The organism is Leclercia sp. M-A074-M (genome assembly GCF_965195605.1).
Classification (GTDB): Bacteria; Pseudomonadota; Gammaproteobacteria; order Enterobacterales; family Enterobacteriaceae; genus Enterobacter.
Genome location: NZ_CBDAHM010000006.1, coordinates 215592 through 231847 on the forward strand (window position 1 = coordinate 215592; position 16256 = coordinate 231847).

Here is a 16256-nt window from a genome sequence, read left to right on the forward strand (position 1 = left end):
CAAAAATGATATGGATTATTTTCAACCAGGTTGCTGCCATGCCCGCTGTGAATTTACGCCATATTGAGATTTTCCACGCGGTGATGACCGCCGGGAACCTGACCGAAGCCGCGCGTCTGCTGCACACCTCGCAGCCGACGGTGAGCCGCGAGCTGGCGCGCTTCGAGAAGGTGATCGGCCTGACGCTGTTCGAGCGCACCCGCGGGCGGCTACACCCTACGGTGCAGGGGCTGCGGCTTTTCGAAGAGGTGCAGCGATCCTGGTACGGGCTGGACCGCATCGTCAGCGCCGCCGACAGCCTGCGCGAGTTTCGCCAGGGCGAGCTCTCCGTCGTCTGCCTGCCGGTCTTCTCCCAATCATTTTTACCCGCCCTGCTACAGCCGTTTCTTGCCCGCTACCCGGACGTGAACCTGACCATCGTGCCCCAGGAGTCGCCCCTGCTGGAGGAGTGGCTCTCGGCTCAGCGCCACGATCTTGGTCTGACCGAAACCCTCGCCACCCCAGCGGGCACCGCGCGTCACGAGCTGCTGTCATTAGATGAGGTGTGCGTCCTGCCCGCCAGCCATCCCCTTGGTGCAAAAGCGGTGCTGACGCCGGGTGATTTCCAGGGGCAGAACTACATCAGCCTGTCGCGCACCGACAGTTACCGACAGCTGTTGGACCAGCTTTTTGCCGAGCATCAGGTGAAGCGACGCATGGTGGTGGAGACGCACAGCGCGGCCTCCATCTGTGCGATGGTGCGCGCGGGGGTGGGGATTTCGGTGGTCAATCCGCTGACGGCGCTGGATTATGCCGACAGCGGGATTGTTATTCGCCGCTTCAGTCTCTCGGTGCCGTTTACGGTGAGCCTGATCCGCCCGCTGCACCGCCCGGCCTCAGCGCTGGTGGACGCTTTCAGCGCGCATCTGCAACAGGGGCTGGCGGCGATCACCGACCCGCTGGAAGAGCTTTTAGCCTCGCCCGTTACGAAAGGATAAATTCCACCGCATCGGCGGCGTGGATCGCGGCGGTATCAAACACCGGGATCGGGCTATTATCCGCCGGGATCAGCAGGCCAATCTCGGTGCAGCCAAAGATCACCCCCTGCGCCCCGCGATCGGCGAGCTTGCGGATCACACTCAGGTAGTACTGGCGCGACGCCTCGCTAAAGGTGCCGAGACACAGCTCTTCAAAGATGATCTGATTGATCCGGGCCCGGTCCGCCTCGTCCGGGATCAGGCTCTCGATACCGTACTGCGCCGTCAGCCGCCCGCGGTAAAAATCCTGCTCCATGGTATAGCGCGTACCCAGCAGCGCCACGCGGTTCATGCCCGCCGCGGTAATCTCCCGGCCCGTGGCATCGGCGATATGCAGGAACGGCAGGGAACAGCGGGTTTCAATCTGCTCAGCGACTTTGTGCATAGTGTTGGTGCAGAGCAAAATGGCCTGCGCCCCGGCCCCCTGCAAGCCCAGTGCTGCCTCTGCCAGGATCTCCCCCGCCTTTTCCCAGTCGCCGCTGGACTGGCAGGCTTCGATTTCATGAAAATCAACGCTGTGCAGCAGCAGGCTGGCCGAGTGTAATCCCCCCAGGCGCTGTTTTACCCCTTCGTTGATCAGACGATAATAGGGAATGGTAGACTCCCAGCTCATTCCTCCTAACAGGCCAATCGTTTTCATCTTACTCTCCTTTCCGGTTTCAACCAGTGAAGCAAACTTGTGATCGAGTTTCCAGTTCTCTGGTTCGACATTTCCTTTTAGCTGGCTCTGGGATAAATTAAATGAAACGATGTTTCACTATATAACAGGACATGAGCATGTTTATTTTCCACAAAGAGACACAGCTTGAAGATCTGGGTAATGGCGTGACGCGCCGTATTCTGGCGCACGATGGCAAAATGATGGCGGTAGAGGTCAATTTTGAGCAAGGCGCCGTTGGCCCAATGCATAACCATCCCCACGAGCAGCTGACCTATGTTTTATCCGGTGAGTTCGAATTTACCATCGGCGAAGAAAAGCATGTGGTGACCGCCGGGGATACCCTTTATAAACAGCCGCATATTATGCACGGCTGCGTTTGCCTGAAACCGGGTACGCTGCTGGATACCTTCACGCCGGTTCGTGAAGACTTCCTCAAATAAAGTAATAAGGCGATGCGCGGGCATCGCCCTTTTTTTGCTTAAGTGCAATTCGCTTTATTTTCGCGAAAAATCATTCAACAAGTTAATTATATCCTCGCTACCTTAAGGCCTGCGTTACATTTTTGCTACAAATATTAGTAGTTTGTATCTGCCATCAATAATTCCCAGAATAGCTGAGTAAAGTCTTCCGTTTAGCCGATCCTTTACCCTCATTTTTTCGCGCCTACCGATAAAAATGCCACCCATCTCACCTTATTGAAACGCTGTTTCGACCTTGATCACATTTCCACTATTTATCGAATGACGTGGATTTAAATCACAATAAAATAAATTAAAACGACGTTTTACAAATTGAAAACGGTGGTTCATAAGTTTTAAAAAATTGCTTAGCGGGCAGGACAGGCCCGGCATTACCGGCACTCACAAACAGGTAAAAGGAGATACCGCCGTGAAATTTCGCACCAGACGCATTCCGCTGTTCGCTTGCTGTTAAGCGGGCAGAGCCGGGCAGATTCCGTTTTAAACCATTAATTACCAGGTAGGTATGTATGAATGAAAACAAGATGCTGGGGCTAGCCTGGATATCACCCTACATAATTGGGTTGATACTCTTCACTGCCTTCCCCTTTGTCTCATCTTTCCTCCTCAGTTTTACTGAGTACGATTTGATGAGCCCGCCCGTATTTAACGGCGTAGAAAACTATCGCTACATGTTTACGGAAGATACCCTCTTCTGGAAATCCATGGGCGTGACCTTTGCCTACGTATTTTTGACTATCCCGTTAAAGCTGGCCTTTGCGCTGGGTATTGCGTTTGTTCTGAACTTTAAACTGCGCGGCATCGGCTTCTTCCGTACCGCTTATTATATTCCGTCTATTCTCGGCAGCTCCGTTGCGATTGCCGTTCTGTGGCGTGCGCTGTTCGCGATTGATGGCCTGCTGAACAGCTTCATTGGCGTATTTGGTTTTGACCCGGTGAACTGGCTGGGCGAACCCTCACTGGCGCTGATGTCCGTGACCCTGCTGCGCGTCTGGCAGTTCGGCTCTGCCATGGTGATCTTCCTGGCTGCCCTGCAGAACGTGCCGCAGTCGCAGTACGAAGCGGCGATGATTGACGGTGCTTCCAAATGGCAGATGTTCATGAAAGTGACCGTGCCGCTGATCACGCCGGTTATCTTCTTCAACTTCATTATGCAGACCACCCAGGCGTTCCAGGAATTTACCGGTCCGTATGTTATTACCGGCGGTGGACCAACCTACTCCACCTACCTGTTCTCACTCTACATCTACGATACCGCATTCAAGTACTTTGACATGGGTTACGGCGCTGCACTGGCCTGGATCCTGTTCCTGGTGGTCGCTGTCTTTGCCGCTATCGCCTTTAAGTCTTCGAAATACTGGGTCTTCTACTCCGCCGATAAGGGAGGCAAAAATGGCTGGTATTCAACAACTCTCCACGGCGAGAAGTATCGCAGAGCGTGAAGTGGCGCGTACCCAGCGTCGTGAAAAAATTAGCGCCACCATTCGCTATGTGATCCTGCTGTTTGTTGGCCTGCTGATGCTCTATCCGCTGGTGTGGATGTTCTCGGCGTCGTTCAAACCGAACCACGAGATCTTTACCACCCTCAGCCTGTGGCCCGCACACGCCACCTGGGATGGCTTTGTAAACGGCTGGAAAACCGGTACCGAGTACAACTTCGGCCATTACATGCTGAACACCTTTAAGTATGTGATCCCGAAAGTGATCCTGACCATTATCTCCTCCACCATCGTGGCGTACGGCTTTGCCCGCTTCGAGATCCCGTGGAAGAAGTTCTGGTTCGCGACGCTGATTACCACCATGTTGCTGCCAAGCACCGTACTGCTGATCCCGCAGTACCTGATGTTCCGTGAAATGGGCATGCTGAACAGCTATATGCCGCTCTACCTGCCGCTGGCCTTCGCCACGCAAGGGTTCTTCGTCTTCATGCTGATCCAGTTCCTGCGCGGCGTACCGCGTGACATGGAAGAGGCCGCGCAGATTGACGGCTGTAACTCCATTCAGGTGCTCTGGTACGTGGTGGTGCCAATCCTGAAGCCGGCCATTATCTCCGTGGCACTGTTCCAGTTCATGTGGTCAATGAACGACTTTATCGGGCCGCTGATTTATGTCTACAGCGTGGATAAATACCCGATTGCACTGGCTCTGAAAATGTCCATCGACGTCACCGAAGGGGCGCCGTGGAACGAAATTCTGGCAATGGCGAGCATCTCCATTCTGCCATCCATCATTGTCTTCTTCCTGGCACAGCGCTACTTCGTACAGGGCGTAACCAGCAGCGGAATTAAAGGTTAAGAGGGAAATATCATGGCTGAAGTGATTTTCAACAAACTGGAAAAGGTCTACTCCAACGGCTTCAAAGCGGTACATGCTATCGACCTTTCAATCGCTGAAGGTGAGTTCATGGTCATCGTCGGCCCTTCCGGCTGCGCGAAGTCCACTACCCTGCGTATGCTGGCCGGTCTGGAGACCATCAGCGGCGGTGAAGTGCGTATCGGCGATAAAATCGTTAACAACCTCGCGCCAAAAGAGCGCGGGATTGCGATGGTGTTCCAGAACTATGCGCTCTACCCACACATGACCGTGCGGGAAAACCTCGCCTTCGGCCTGAAGCTGAGCAAGCTGCCTAAAGCGCAGATTGAGGCCCAGGTGAACGAAGCGGCAAAAATCCTTGAGCTGGAAGAGCTGCTCGACCGCCTGCCGCGTCAGCTTTCGGGCGGTCAGGCGCAGCGTGTGGCCGTCGGCCGCGCGATTGTGAAAAAACCAGACGTGTTCCTGTTCGACGAACCGCTCTCCAACCTCGACGCCAAACTGCGTGCCTCGATGCGTATCCGTATTTCGGATCTGCACAAGCAGCTGAAGGCTTCCGGCAAACCGGCGACCACCGTCTACGTGACGCACGACCAGACCGAAGCGATGACCATGGGCGACCGCATCTGCGTGATGAAGCTCGGCCACATCATGCAGGTAGATACCCCGGACAACCTGTATCACAAACCGAAAAACATGTTCGTCGCGGGCTTTATCGGCTCACCGGAGATGAACATCCGCGCCAGCAAGCTGGTGCAACAGGAGGGCCAACTGGCCCTGACCATCGGCAACCAGACCATGCCGTTAAGCCCAGAGCTGAAAGAGAAAGTGGCCGGTCACGCGGATAAGGAGATTTTCTACGGCATTCGCCCTGATTTTGTCTCTATCTCCGATGAGCCGTTCGCTGAAGGTTGCTGCACCGGTGAGATGGTCCGCGCCGAAAATATGGGCCATGAATTCTTTGTTTACCTGAAAGTTGGCGAGTACGAACTGACAGCCCGAATTCCTTCCGATGAAGCTAAACCCATGATCAACAAGGGCCTTCACCGTAAGGTTTACTTTAAGTTTGATATGAATAAGTGTCATATTTTTGACGCAAAAACTGAACAGAACATCTCTCTTTAATGGAGTTATAAAAATGAAAAAAGTGCTTTTAAGCGCCGTTATCTCCGCTACCTTTGGAATGAGTGCCCTACCCACTTTTGCTGCGGACAGCACCGATCTGCGTATGTCCTGGTGGGGCGGCAATGGCCGTCACCAGGTCACGCTGAAAGCCCTGGAAGAGTTCCACAAACAGCACCCGGATATTAACGTGAAGTCGGAATACACCGGCTGGGATGGTCACCTCTCGCGTCTGACCACGCAGATTGCGGGCGGCACCGAGCCGGACGTGATGCAGACTAACTGGAACTGGCTGCCGATCTTCTCTAAAACCGGCGACGGCTTCTACGACCTGAACAAAATGAAAGATGTGATCGATCTGTCCCAGTTCGATCCAAAAGAGCTGCAGTCGACCACGGTCAACGGCAAGCTGAACGGTATTCCGATCTCCGTGACCGCGCGCGTCTTCTACTTCAACGATGAAACCTGGAAAAAAGCGGGCGTCGAATACCCGAAAACCTGGGATGAGCTGATGGCGGCGGGTAAAGCCTTCGAGAGCAAACTGGGTAAACAGTACTACCCGGTTATTCTCGAGCACCAGGATACCCTGGCGCTGCTGAACTCCTACATGATCCAGAAGTACAACATCCCGGCGGTGGACGAGAAGGCGAAAAAATTCTCCTACACCAAAGAGCAGTGGGTTGAGTTCTTCCAGACCTATAAAAAGCTGATCGACAGCCATGTCATGCCGGACACCAAGTACTATGCGTCGTTCGGTAAGAACAACATGTATGAGATGAAGCCGTGGATCGAGGGTGAATGGGGCGGCACCTATATGTGGAACTCTACCATCAAAAAATATTCCGACAACCTGAAGCCACCAGCGAAGCTGGAGCTGGGCAGCTACCCAATGCTGCCGGGTGCAACCGATGCGGGTCTGTTCTTCAAGCCAGCACAGATGCTCTCTATCGGTAAATCGACCAAGAACCCGGAAGCGGCCGCGAAAGTGATCAACTTCCTGCTGAACAGCAAAGAAGGTGTTGAGACGCTGGGCCTGGAGCGTGGCGTACCGCTGAGCAAAGTGGCGGTGAAATACCTGACCGAAAACGGCGCTATCAAAGAGGACGATCCGGCGGTTGCGGGTCTGCGTCTGGCGCAGTCTCTGCCAGCGAAACTCTCTGTGTCGCCATACTTTGATGACCCGCAGATCGTGGCACAGTTCGGTACCTCGCTGCAGTACATCGACTATGGCCAGAAAACCGTTGAAGAGACAGCCGCTGACTTCCAGCGTCAGGCTGAACGTATCCTGAAACGCGCAATGCGCTAATTCCCATACGTTATCAATACCCTACCGTTATGCGGTGGGGTATTTTTTTATCTGAAGGAACATACTATGAAAGGAAAAATCATTCCCCTGCGTTTTCGACCTCGTCAGGACAGTGAAACCGGACACGAGGTGATCCGCCTGACGCCCCCGCACATCATCTGTCACCGTAACTACTTCTATCAAAAATGTTTTACCCGTGATGGCAGCAAGCTCATCTTTGGCGGCGCCTTTGAGGGCCACTGGAACTACTATCTGCTGGACATTGCGCAGCAGCAGGCGATCCAGCTTACCGAGGGCGCCGGAGATAACACCTTTGGCGGCTTCCTCTCCACGGACGATCGCTCGCTGTGGTATGTGAAAAACAGCCGCGAACTGCGGCGCGTCGACCTCGGGAGTCTGGAGGAGTATGTGGTCTATGAGGTCGATGACGACTGGGTGGCCTACGGTACCTGGGTGGCAAACTCGGACTGCACGAAGCTGGTAGGTATCGAGATTAAAAAAAGCGACTGGCAGCCGCTCACCGACTGGAGCAAATTCCGCGCGTTTTACTTTACCCACCCGGAATGCCGCCTGATCAATATCGACCTGCAAACCGGCGAACGCCGCGTGATTTTGCAGGAAAAGCGCTGGCTCGGACACCCGATCTACCGTCCTTTTGACGATAATACCGTGGCGTTTTGTCACGAAGGGCCACGGGATGCGATCGACGCCCGCATGTGGCTGATTAACGAGGATGGCAGCAATCTGCGCAAGGTGCGCCAGCATGCTGAGGGGGAGAGTTTTACCCACGAGTTCTGGGTGCCTGACGGCTCCGCGCTCTATTACGTGGCGCACAAGGAGAACGATCCTCAGCGCTATCTGTTCAGCGCCGATCCCGCCACCCTGGAAAATCGCCAGCTGATGGCGATCCCGCCCTGCTCCCATCTGATGAGTAACCACGACGGGTCGCTGATCGTCGGCGACGGCGCGCCACACAACACCGGCAATATCAGCCTGAACGATCCCTTTATCTGGGTGTTCGATATTGCCAAAGGCACGCAAACCGCCATCTGCCAGCACAACACCAGCTGGAAAGTGCTCGACGGCGACCGCCAGGTGACCCATCCGCATCCGTCGTTTTCACCGGATAATCAGTGGGTGCTCTATACCTCCGACGAAGAAGGGATGCCAGCGCTGTACCTCGCCCGGGTGTAAAAAAGCCGGGTGGCGGCTACGCCTTACCCGGCCTACAAAACCCCATGCCCGGCAAGCGAAGCGCCGCCGGGCAATCTGCTATACCCCGATATTCCGTAACTTCTCCCCTGTCATCAGCTTGCGCTCAATGTGCTCCAGGGTAACGCCTTTCGTTTCCGGGATCAGCCAGAAGGTGATGCCAATAAATGCCACATTCAGCACCGTATAAAGCCAGAAGGTTCCCGCCGCGCCGATCGCATCCAGCAGGGTCAGGAAGGTGGCGCCAATGATCATGTTCGACACCCAGTTAGTGGTGGTGGAACAGGTGATCCCAAAGTCGCGGCATTTCAGGGGCTGAATTTCTGAGCAGAGGATCCACACCACCGGCGCGGCACTCATCGCGTAACCGGCGATGCACATCATCGTCATACCCACGGACAACCAGGATAAGCCGCTGGACGCCGTACCGTTATCAAACTGCATCAGACAATAGCCCAGAATCAGCGTCCCCAGCGCCATCACGCTGAAACCAATTTTAAGGGCAGGCTTACGGCCCGCTTTATCGACGGTAAATACTGCAATAAAGGTGGCAAACATAAAGGTCAGCCCCACCACCAGCGTGGCGATCATCTGCTGCTCGGTGGTGGTGAATCCGGCCATTTTAAAAATACGTGGCGCGTAATACATGATGATGTTCATGCCGGTAAACTGCTGCATCGCCTGCAGCAGCATGCCGAGAAATACCGCACGGCGCACGTTGCGGTTGACTCTGAACAACGACCAGCCCCCCTGTTTAAGCTTGAGGCTTTCGCGGATCTCGTTCAGCTCTTCACGCGCTTTCTCAGAGGTATCGCGCAGCATCCGCAGCACTTCTTCCGCCTCGACGTGTCGCCCTTTTTGCGCCAGCCACCGTGGACTGTTGGGCAAAAAAATCACCAGCACAATCAGCAATATTGCCGGTAATGCCAGTACACCCAGCATGGCGCGCCAGTTGCCGCTGTAGCTGAAATACGTATCAGAAAGAAAGGCCAGCACAATTCCGAGGGTCACCATCAGCTGGTACATGCTGATCATCTTGCCGCGCACGTCCTCGCTCGCCATCTCTGACAGATAAAGGGGGGCGGTATAGGAGGCAATACCCACGGCCACGCCCAGCAGCACGCGAGAAAGCAGTAACGCTTCAACGCCTGTGGCAAATGCGGAACCCAATGAGCCGACCACAAACAGAATGGCTCCCACCATCAGGCTATATTTTCGGCCCAGGCGGAATGAGAGCCAGCCGTTGAATAGCGCCCCTACGGCTGCGCCCAGCATCATACTGCTCACTACCCACTCCTGCAGGCGATTGCTGAGCGTAAAGTGATCGGTGATAAAGGGTAACGCACCGGCAATGACGCCGATATCCAGCCCAAACAGTAAACCGGCTACCGCCGCGGACACAGAAACAAACAGGTTCATCCTTCGGGTATCGCGAAGGGCGCGGGGCATAAAGGTAGAGTCGTTTATAGATGTCATATTTTCCTGCCTGAACAGCGTAAGACGTTAATCGAAATTACGAGAAACCCTGAAGAAGTGTCAGGTCGTATAACGTGAAAATATGGATTTTTCAGCTGGCAATGTGCGATCTGTGATGGACATTACACTTTAAAACAAGCTTGAAAATTACTCAATTTTTGTTAACTGAATGATTTATAGAAATTAAATGTGTGATCCATGCAATTTTCGTAAAATGCTTATGGATTTTTCTATTTTTGCTATATGGACAATGACTTATCCAGGTCAAAAAAAACCTCCGCCCTGAGGCAGAGGTTTTTTGACCTGAGCAGGAATTAACGCGCCAGCCAGCCGCCATCAACCGCTACGGTGTAGCCATTGATATAGTCAGATGCGCTGGAGGCCAGGAACACCACCGGCCCCATCAGATCGCTTGGCAGACCCCAACGACCCGCTGGGATACGCTCGAGGATAGCTGCGCTACGCTCTTCGTCAGCACGTAGCTGCTGGGTGTTGTTGGTGGCCATGTAGCCCGGCGCAATGGCGTTTACGTTTATGTTGTGCTGCGCCCATTCGTTCGCCAGCAGACGGGTTACGCCCATAACGCCGCTCTTGGAAGCGGTATAAGAAGGCACACGGATGCCGCCCTGGAAGGAGAGCATGGAGGCGATGTTAATGATTTTGCCGCCGTTGCCCTGCGCGATGAAGTGCTTCGCCGCTGCCTGAGACATGAAGAATACGCTCTTGATGTTCAGGTTCATGACGTCATCCCAGTCCTGCTCGCTGAAGTTGATCGCATCTTCACGACGGATCAGACCGGCGTTGTTCACCAGAATGTCGATTTTACCGAATTCCGCAACCGCACGGTCAAGCAGCTCAGGGATAGCGTCGATCTTACGCAGGTCAGCGGTCAGGCTCAGGAAACGACGGCCCAGCGCGGTTACACGCTCGATGGTCTCCTGCGGCTCAACGATGTTGATCCCCACGATGTCGCAGCCCGCTTCTGCCAGCCCCAACGCCATGCCCTGACCGAGGCCAGTGTCACAACCGGTCACAACCGCAACTTTACCTTGCAAAGAAAATGCATCCAGAATCATTTTTTATCCTTAGTCTTTCAGCGCCTGAACGAACAGGCAAGTTTATGCTTAACTGTCCGCGACTAGCGCAGATCCTTAACGGCAACGTGGTCCATATCATCGAAGACCTGGTTTTCACCTACCATGCCCCAGATGAAGGTATAGGCACGCGTGCCTACGCCGGAGTGAATAGACCAGCTTGGAGAGATGACCGCCTGCTCGTTATGCATCACGATATGGCGTGTCTCCTGCGGCTGACCCATCATATGGAATACACAGGCGTCTTCTTCCATATTGAAGTAGAAGTACACTTCCATGCGGCGCTCGTGGGTATGGCACGGCATGGTGTTCCACAGGTTGCCTGGCTCAAGCTCGGTCAGACCCATGCTGAGCTGGCAGGTTTCCAGCACATCTGGAACGAAGTATTTGTTGATGGTGCGGCGGTTGCTGGTGAGGTTGTCACCCAGGGTGACCGGAGCAACGTCTGCCGGGGTCACTTTTTTGGTTGGGTAGGTGGTGTGTGCCGGGGCGCAGTTGTAGTAGAACTTCGCCGGTTTACTGCTATCGACGCTGGCAAATACCACTTCCTGTGCGCCTTTCCCGACGTACAGCGCATCGCGATGGCCGATCTCATAGCACTGACCGTCAACGGTAATGGTGCCCGGGCCGCCAATGTTGATCACGCCCAACTCGCGACGCTCCAGGAAGAAGCTGACGCCGAGCTGCTTGCCCACTTCCCCACCCACAGAAACCGTTTTGGCAACTGGCATAATGCCGCCAACGATGATGCGGTCAATGTGGCTGTACACCATGGTGTATTCATCTGCGACAAACACTTTCTCGACTAAAAACTCATCACGCAGACCCTGGGTATCCAGCGTTTTTGCATGCGCGCTGTGGATGCTTTGTCTGACTTCCACATTAACCTCCAGAATTTATCGGCCGCGACGGCCTGGATAATTAACAAAACGGTGTTCCGTTTTCATGATGAGCACATATTATCTGCTGTGAAATAGGTTTTCAATTACATTCAAAACGATGTTTCACTTTTTCTGTATGATAATCTCAAAACTGTAGTTCCGATCACGATTGTCAGGGAGTTGACAAGCTTTTCTTAGATTATTTTTTTAAATCAAGTCAGTTATTTTTCATATTAAACAAAAGGTTATAAAAAAATAAAAAATGGATGAGGTCATGAGAAAAAACTGAACAAAATTAATCATATTGATGAATCAGCACGCTTTTCCTTCAGAAGTGCGCCACCAGTCACACACATTGAAACATTGTTTTGATATTTTAACACCCAGTTTTTAAACTCATATTTACCGATCGGACCGCAGGCGCGATCCTGCCGTCGAATTCAAGGAGCGCATCATGGCAAAAGGTATGCGGGTCAAACTGAACTATGAGGTCAGCCGCGATCCGGATACAGGCGTGGAAGTGACCCGCCTGACCCCCCCTGAAGTTACCTGTCACCGTAACTACTTCTATCAAAAGTGCTTTTTCAACGATGGCAACCACCTGCTGTTTGCGGGTGAATTCGATGGCCACTGGAACTACTATCTGCTGGATCTGAAAAACGCCGAAGCGGTGCAGTTAACCGAAGGCGCAGGCGATAACACCTTTGGCGGCTTCCTCTCACCGGATGATAAATCCCTCTATTACGTTAAGAATGATCGCACCCTGCGGGAAGTCAATCTGACCACCCTAGAGGAGCGTGAAGTCTATCGCGTCAGCGACGACTGGGTCGGCTATGGCACCTGGGTGGCCAACAGCGACTGCACCAAACTGGTGGGCATCGAAATTGCGAAGAGCGACTGGACGCCGCTCAACGACTGGAAAATCTTCCACGACTTCTTCCATAAAGGCCCACACTGCCGCCTGCTGAGGGTCGATCTGCAGACCGGTGAAAGCAGCGTAATCCATGAAGAGAAGAACTGGCTGGGCCACCCGATTTACCGTCCGTTTGACGACAGTACCGTCGCGTTCTGTCATGAAGGCCCGCACGATCTGGTGGATGCCCGTATGTGGATGGTCAACGAAGACGGCAGCAACGTTCGCAAGGTGAAAGAGCACGCCGCAGGCGAAAGCTGCACCCATGAATTCTGGGTACCGAATGGCTCAGCGCTGGTCTATGTCTCTTACCTGAAAGGTGAGCAAGGACGTACCGTGTATAGCTTCAATCCGGATACCGGTGAGAACCGCGCGGTCATGAAGATGCCTGCCTGTTCACACCTGATGAGTAACTTTGACGGCACGCTGCTGGTCGGTGATGGTTCCGGTACGCCGGTCGATGTGAAAGATACCAGCGGTTACACCATCGATAACGATCCGTATCTTTATGCATTCGACGTGGCGAAAGAGGCGTATTTCCGTATCGCGCGTCACGATACCTCCTGGGCAACCGTGGCAAACAGCCGTCAGGTCACTCACCCGCACCCCTCCTTTACCCCGGATGATAAAGCGGTGCTGTTTAGTTCCGATAAAGATGGCAAACCTGCTCTCTATATTGCGAAGCTTCCTGAGCAACCAGAACTGTTGCGAGAATAATGTTTGTGTTTGTGTTCCTGTAACTGGCCTTGCCCTCCTTTATGGAGGGCTTTTTTTATCCGCTGATAAGGCATAAAGCGCAAAAATAATACATTACAGACGCAAAAAAACCGGCTCCTGAGAGCCGGTTTATCCCGGAGGTATTGCTTATTATTAGAATGAATAAGCTACGCCGACACGAAGACGGGTCTGACGCTCATCGGTGTCTTTCACACCAACATTACCCACTTCGCCATACGGAGCCCAGTTCTTATCAATTTTGTACGCCAGCTTAACGTTATATTCCTGGGAGTAATCTTTATTGTTGTTACGAATATTCCCTTCTGTACTTTTCGCGTATACGTAGTTCAGCTCGGTACGCCAGTCGCCCATTACCCAACCAACCCAGGCGTCGCCACGGTTAACTTTATCGTCGTCTTTATTCGCGCTTGACGGATAACGGGTGTAGTCATAGCGATAACGGGCAGCCACATAGAAGCCATTATCGAAGCTATATTGCGCGTGCAGATAGGGTTTATAAATGGTGAAGCTGTCTTTACTTTCGAGGGTAAAGCCTGGTGTTAACGCAATGTTCTGGTTCGCTTTCCAGCGCCAGCTAATCTGATCTTCATGGCCGTTACCCACCACGTCCGCAAATGGCTGGTCAGCTTTATCGCCGCCAGATTTCCATTTTGCTTCTACTGAGAAACCAAAGCCATTTTCGAAACGGTGCGAAACCGAAACACGGTCGGCGTTCGAGCCGCTATCGATATATTCGTGACGCAGATCCACGGTGACAGCCTGAGCTGCGAAAGAAGCGCCAATAAGTGAAGCAAGGACCAGAGATTTCTTAAACATGGAAAAACCCTCGTTTAAAATGATGTTTCGTTTTTATGGAATTGCATTTTATTTTTTAATAAACGTAATTTTAGTGATCTCGATCGTAATTATCTGTTTCATTTTTTTTGGCAAACCCAGCCGTGAGCAATATCAACAAATGTTGACTTTTAAGGGGAATTTAAAGGATCGCGATCACACTAAATCGTTATTATCGATTCAAGGAATAAGTTAACTATTTTGCGGATGATTGAGATTTTACTGACAGGAGGTAAAAATATGATGAAGCTCACAAACAAATAAGCCTCCGGGATCGGAGGCTTATTTGGATTGATATATATCAACGCGAATTATCTTTCTATAGCCAATGCCACGCCCTGCCCGCCGCCGATGCACAGCGTAGCCAGCCCTTTACGCGCATCGCGTTTTACCATCTCATGCACCAGTGAGACCAGGATACGGCAGCCCGATGCGCCAATGGGGTGACCCAGGGCGATTGCTCCACCGTTAACATTCACCCGGCGTTCGTCCCACTCCAGCATTTTGCCCACCGACAGCGCCTGGGCAGCAAAGGCTTCGTTCACTTCGATCAAATCCACATCCGCCAGCTGCCAGCCTGCCCGTTCAAGACAGCGGCGCGTGGCGTGAACCGGGGCGATCCCCATTAAGGCGGGATCAACACCCACGCTGGCAAAGGCTTTGATGCGCGCCAGTACCGGCAGATTCAGCGCTTCGGCTTTGCTCTCGCTCATCATCATCACTGCGGCGGCCCCGTCATTAATCGAGGAGGCATTCCCGGCGGTGACCGACCCGGTGAGCTCAAAGGCAGGGTTCAGCAGCGCCAGCCCCTCTGCGCTGGCATCGGTGCGCGGCTGTTCATCTGTATCCACCAGCAGGTTCTCCCCGCCCTGCTTCTGGGCGACAACCGGTACGATCTCGTCGCGAAAACGGCCCGCGTCGATGGCCGCCCGGGCCTTATGCTGGGAACTGAGGGCATAGGCGTCCTGCAGCTCACGGGAGATGCCATATTCACGCGCCAGGTTCTCTGCCGTGACCCCCATATGGTAATCGTTGAAGGCATCCCACAGCCCGTCATGCACCAGGCTGTCGATAAGCTGGCTGTTGCCCAGTTGCGCCCCGGTACGGCTGTCGGTGAGCACGTGCGGGGCACGGCTCATGTTCTCCTGGCCGCCCGCGATCACCACATCGGCTTCGCCACACTGGATCGCCTGGGTCGCCAGATGCAGCGCCTTCAAACCGGAGCCGCACACGTCGTTGATGGTGATGGCAGAGACGGTATTGGGTAATCCTCCCTTCAGCGCCGCCTGGCGGGCAGGGTTTTGCCCGGCGCCTGCGGTCAGCACCTGACCGAGGATCACTTCGTCGATCTCGTGTCCCTCAATGCCGCTTCGCTCCACCAGCGCGCGAACCACCACGCTGCCTAACTCAACCGCCGAGTGGCGTGAGAGCGCTCCCTGGAAACAGCCGATTGCGGTACGCAATGCACCCACTATCACGACGTCTTTCATCTCTACCTCTGCGCAAAATGACACCGCTCATAGTAGAGGATTGTTATCAACTAATGATGTAATTGTTTAAAAAAAGTGAGTTTTATCACAAAGGATTCTGGAGGGCCGAGAGAAATGGTTGCTCAGCCGATACCGGGAAACTTAACCTGCGCGGGCGCAGGGCAAGGCGGGTCAAGATCTCCAGTACTGGGTTAAGGCGGGCGAGTTTCCATTGACCGGATCCCGCTCAGGAAAGGGCAACGCAACGATCCGCGCCAGCATGGCCGGCGTCGCCGCCTGCTTGCAGAGATCAACATCCGTCCCCGGCGGATAGGCACCCACCACCAGAAAATCGTCGGTTGCAGATATCCGGCAGTGCCCGGTTCCGGCAGGCAATAACAGTGCGTCTCCCGCTTCTGCTTCGATCTCTTCGCCCCCAGGTCCGCCAACGATGAGGCGTGCCGCCCCCCGGGCAATACCTAAGACTTCATGCCCATTAGAGTGGTAGTGGTGATAATCAAAAACCCCATCGCGCCACTGAGGCGGCCAACCGTTGTCGGCAAATCGTTGTTCGAACTGGCTTGCGCGATCGCCATCCGTTATCACCCCTTTATAGAGCAGCACCGGCAAATGGGGATTATTCGGCACCCACTCTCTGGCGGAGAGCATCAGCGTCCAGGGTATGATTCTCGTTTTAGCGGTCATGGTCTCTTCTCAGTCAGTTATTACACTCCGCTAAGTGTAG

Annotated in this window: 15 protein-coding genes; 8 read left to right on the forward strand and 7 right to left on the reverse strand. The window is 53.7% G+C overall.

The features are described from left to right. Positions 1-38 precede the first annotated feature (38 nt). Complete coding sequence (locus ACOKCT_RS14240; RefSeq protein WP_159339820.1) at positions 39-977, forward strand: LysR family transcriptional regulator; 939 nt, start codon at positions 39-41, stop codon at positions 975-977. Here ACOKCT_RS14240 and ACOKCT_RS14245 read toward each other — a convergent pair. After that, the gene (locus ACOKCT_RS14245; RefSeq protein WP_420193593.1) at positions 964-1656 is read right to left on the reverse strand and encodes an aspartate/glutamate racemase; all 693 of its coding nucleotides are present in this window, start codon (positions 1654-1656) and stop codon (positions 964-966) included. The genes ACOKCT_RS14240 and ACOKCT_RS14245 overlap by 14 nt on opposite strands. Positions 1657-1793: 137 nt before the next feature. On the opposite strand from ACOKCT_RS14245, the gene ACOKCT_RS14250 reads away from it, so the two are divergent. The 6 genes from ACOKCT_RS14250 to ACOKCT_RS14275 all read left to right on the forward strand — a co-directional run bounded on the left by ACOKCT_RS14250 (position 1794) and on the right by ACOKCT_RS14275 (position 8088). Next, on the forward strand, positions 1794-2117 hold the full coding sequence (locus tag ACOKCT_RS14250; RefSeq protein WP_039029883.1) for a cupin domain-containing protein: 324 nt from the start codon (positions 1794-1796) through the stop codon (positions 2115-2117). Between the two features lie 548 nt (positions 2118-2665). Then, positions 2666-3598 (forward strand): carbohydrate ABC transporter permease, encoded by a 933-nt coding sequence (locus ACOKCT_RS14255; RefSeq protein ID WP_420193594.1) that lies wholly within the window; start codon positions 2666-2668, stop codon positions 3596-3598. After that, entirely contained in the window at positions 3549-4451 is a 903-nt protein-coding gene (locus ACOKCT_RS14260) for a carbohydrate ABC transporter permease (protein ID WP_420193595.1), read from the forward strand. The genes ACOKCT_RS14255 and ACOKCT_RS14260 overlap by 50 nt, the downstream gene beginning before the upstream one ends. A gap of 12 nt (positions 4452-4463) precedes the next feature. Beyond that, entirely contained in the window at positions 4464-5591 is a 1128-nt protein-coding gene (locus ACOKCT_RS14265; RefSeq protein WP_103176850.1) for an ABC transporter ATP-binding protein, read from the forward strand. A gap of 13 nt (positions 5592-5604) precedes the next feature. Next, on the forward strand, positions 5605-6894 hold the full coding sequence (locus tag ACOKCT_RS14270; RefSeq protein WP_420193596.1) for an ABC transporter substrate-binding protein: 1290 nt from the start codon (positions 5605-5607) through the stop codon (positions 6892-6894). Positions 6895-6960: 66 nt separating this feature from the next. After that, complete coding sequence (locus tag ACOKCT_RS14275; RefSeq protein WP_325941602.1) at positions 6961-8088, forward strand: oligogalacturonate lyase family protein; 1128 nt, start codon at positions 6961-6963, stop codon at positions 8086-8088. 78 nt (positions 8089-8166) lie between these two features. Here ACOKCT_RS14275 and ACOKCT_RS14280 read toward each other — a convergent pair whose 3' ends face one another. The 3 genes from ACOKCT_RS14280 to kduI all read right to left on the reverse strand — a co-directional run bounded on the left by ACOKCT_RS14280 (position 8167) and on the right by kduI (position 11557). Beyond that, positions 8167-9600, reverse strand: a complete 1434-nt coding sequence (locus tag ACOKCT_RS14280) for a sugar porter family MFS transporter (protein ID WP_420193613.1) — start codon at positions 9598-9600, stop codon at positions 8167-8169. 296 nt (positions 9601-9896) lie between these two features. Further along, on the reverse strand, positions 9897-10658 hold the full coding sequence (gene kduD / locus ACOKCT_RS14285; protein ID WP_103176854.1) for a 2-dehydro-3-deoxy-D-gluconate 5-dehydrogenase KduD: 762 nt from the start codon (positions 10656-10658) through the stop codon (positions 9897-9899). A gap of 62 nt (positions 10659-10720) precedes the next feature. Then, the gene (gene kduI, locus ACOKCT_RS14290; RefSeq protein ID WP_214422367.1) at positions 10721-11557 is read right to left on the reverse strand and encodes a 5-dehydro-4-deoxy-D-glucuronate isomerase; all 837 of its coding nucleotides are present in this window, start codon (positions 11555-11557) and stop codon (positions 10721-10723) included. A 454-nt stretch (positions 11558-12011) separates the two neighbouring features. Here kduI and ACOKCT_RS14295 point away from each other — a divergent pair, with 454 nt between their 5' ends. Next, positions 12012-13187, forward strand: a complete 1176-nt coding sequence (locus ACOKCT_RS14295; RefSeq protein ID WP_156655189.1) for an oligogalacturonate lyase family protein — start codon at positions 12012-12014, stop codon at positions 13185-13187. 153 nt (positions 13188-13340) lie between these two features. Here the strand turns inward: ACOKCT_RS14295 and ACOKCT_RS14300 are convergent, their stop codons facing one another. The 3 genes from ACOKCT_RS14300 to ACOKCT_RS14310 all read right to left on the reverse strand — a co-directional run bounded on the left by ACOKCT_RS14300 (position 13341) and on the right by ACOKCT_RS14310 (position 16216). Further along, positions 13341-14024 (reverse strand): porin, encoded by a 684-nt coding sequence (locus ACOKCT_RS14300; protein WP_103176857.1) that lies wholly within the window; start codon positions 14022-14024, stop codon positions 13341-13343. A 329-nt stretch (positions 14025-14353) separates the two neighbouring features. After that, entirely contained in the window at positions 14354-15532 is a 1179-nt protein-coding gene (locus ACOKCT_RS14305) for an acetyl-CoA C-acetyltransferase (protein WP_103176858.1), read from the reverse strand. Positions 15533-15703: 171 nt separating this feature from the next. Then, entirely contained in the window at positions 15704-16216 is a 513-nt protein-coding gene (locus ACOKCT_RS14310) for a cupin domain-containing protein (protein ID WP_420193597.1), read from the reverse strand. Between the last annotated feature and the right edge of the window lie 40 nt (positions 16217-16256).

Coding starts and splice junctions, on each gene's coding strand:
- ACOKCT_RS14240 (WP_159339820.1), top strand. CDS start 39: ATGCCCGCTGTGAATTTACGCCATATTGAGATTTTCCACGCGGTGATG.
- ACOKCT_RS14245 (WP_420193593.1), bottom strand. CDS start 1,656: ATGAAAACGATTGGCCTGTTAGGAGGAATGAGCTGGGAGTCTACCATT.
- ACOKCT_RS14250 (WP_039029883.1), top strand. CDS start 1,794: ATGTTTATTTTCCACAAAGAGACACAGCTTGAAGATCTGGGTAATGGC.
- ACOKCT_RS14255 (WP_420193594.1), top strand. CDS start 2,666: ATGAATGAAAACAAGATGCTGGGGCTAGCCTGGATATCACCCTACATA.
- ACOKCT_RS14260 (WP_420193595.1), top strand. CDS start 3,549: ATGGCTGGTATTCAACAACTCTCCACGGCGAGAAGTATCGCAGAGCGT.
- ACOKCT_RS14265 (WP_103176850.1), top strand. CDS start 4,464: ATGGCTGAAGTGATTTTCAACAAACTGGAAAAGGTCTACTCCAACGGC.
- ACOKCT_RS14270 (WP_420193596.1), top strand. CDS start 5,605: ATGAAAAAAGTGCTTTTAAGCGCCGTTATCTCCGCTACCTTTGGAATG.
- ACOKCT_RS14275 (WP_325941602.1), top strand. CDS start 6,961: ATGAAAGGAAAAATCATTCCCCTGCGTTTTCGACCTCGTCAGGACAGT.
- kduD (WP_103176854.1), bottom strand. CDS start 10,658: ATGATTCTGGATGCATTTTCTTTGCAAGGTAAAGTTGCGGTTGTGACC.
- ACOKCT_RS14295 (WP_156655189.1), top strand. CDS start 12,012: ATGGCAAAAGGTATGCGGGTCAAACTGAACTATGAGGTCAGCCGCGAT.
- ACOKCT_RS14300 (WP_103176857.1), bottom strand. CDS start 14,024: ATGTTTAAGAAATCTCTGGTCCTTGCTTCACTTATTGGCGCTTCTTTC.
- ACOKCT_RS14305 (WP_103176858.1), bottom strand. CDS start 15,532: ATGAAAGACGTCGTGATAGTGGGTGCATTGCGTACCGCAATCGGCTGT.
- ACOKCT_RS14310 (WP_420193597.1), bottom strand. CDS start 16,216: ATGACCGCTAAAACGAGAATCATACCCTGGACGCTGATGCTCTCCGCC.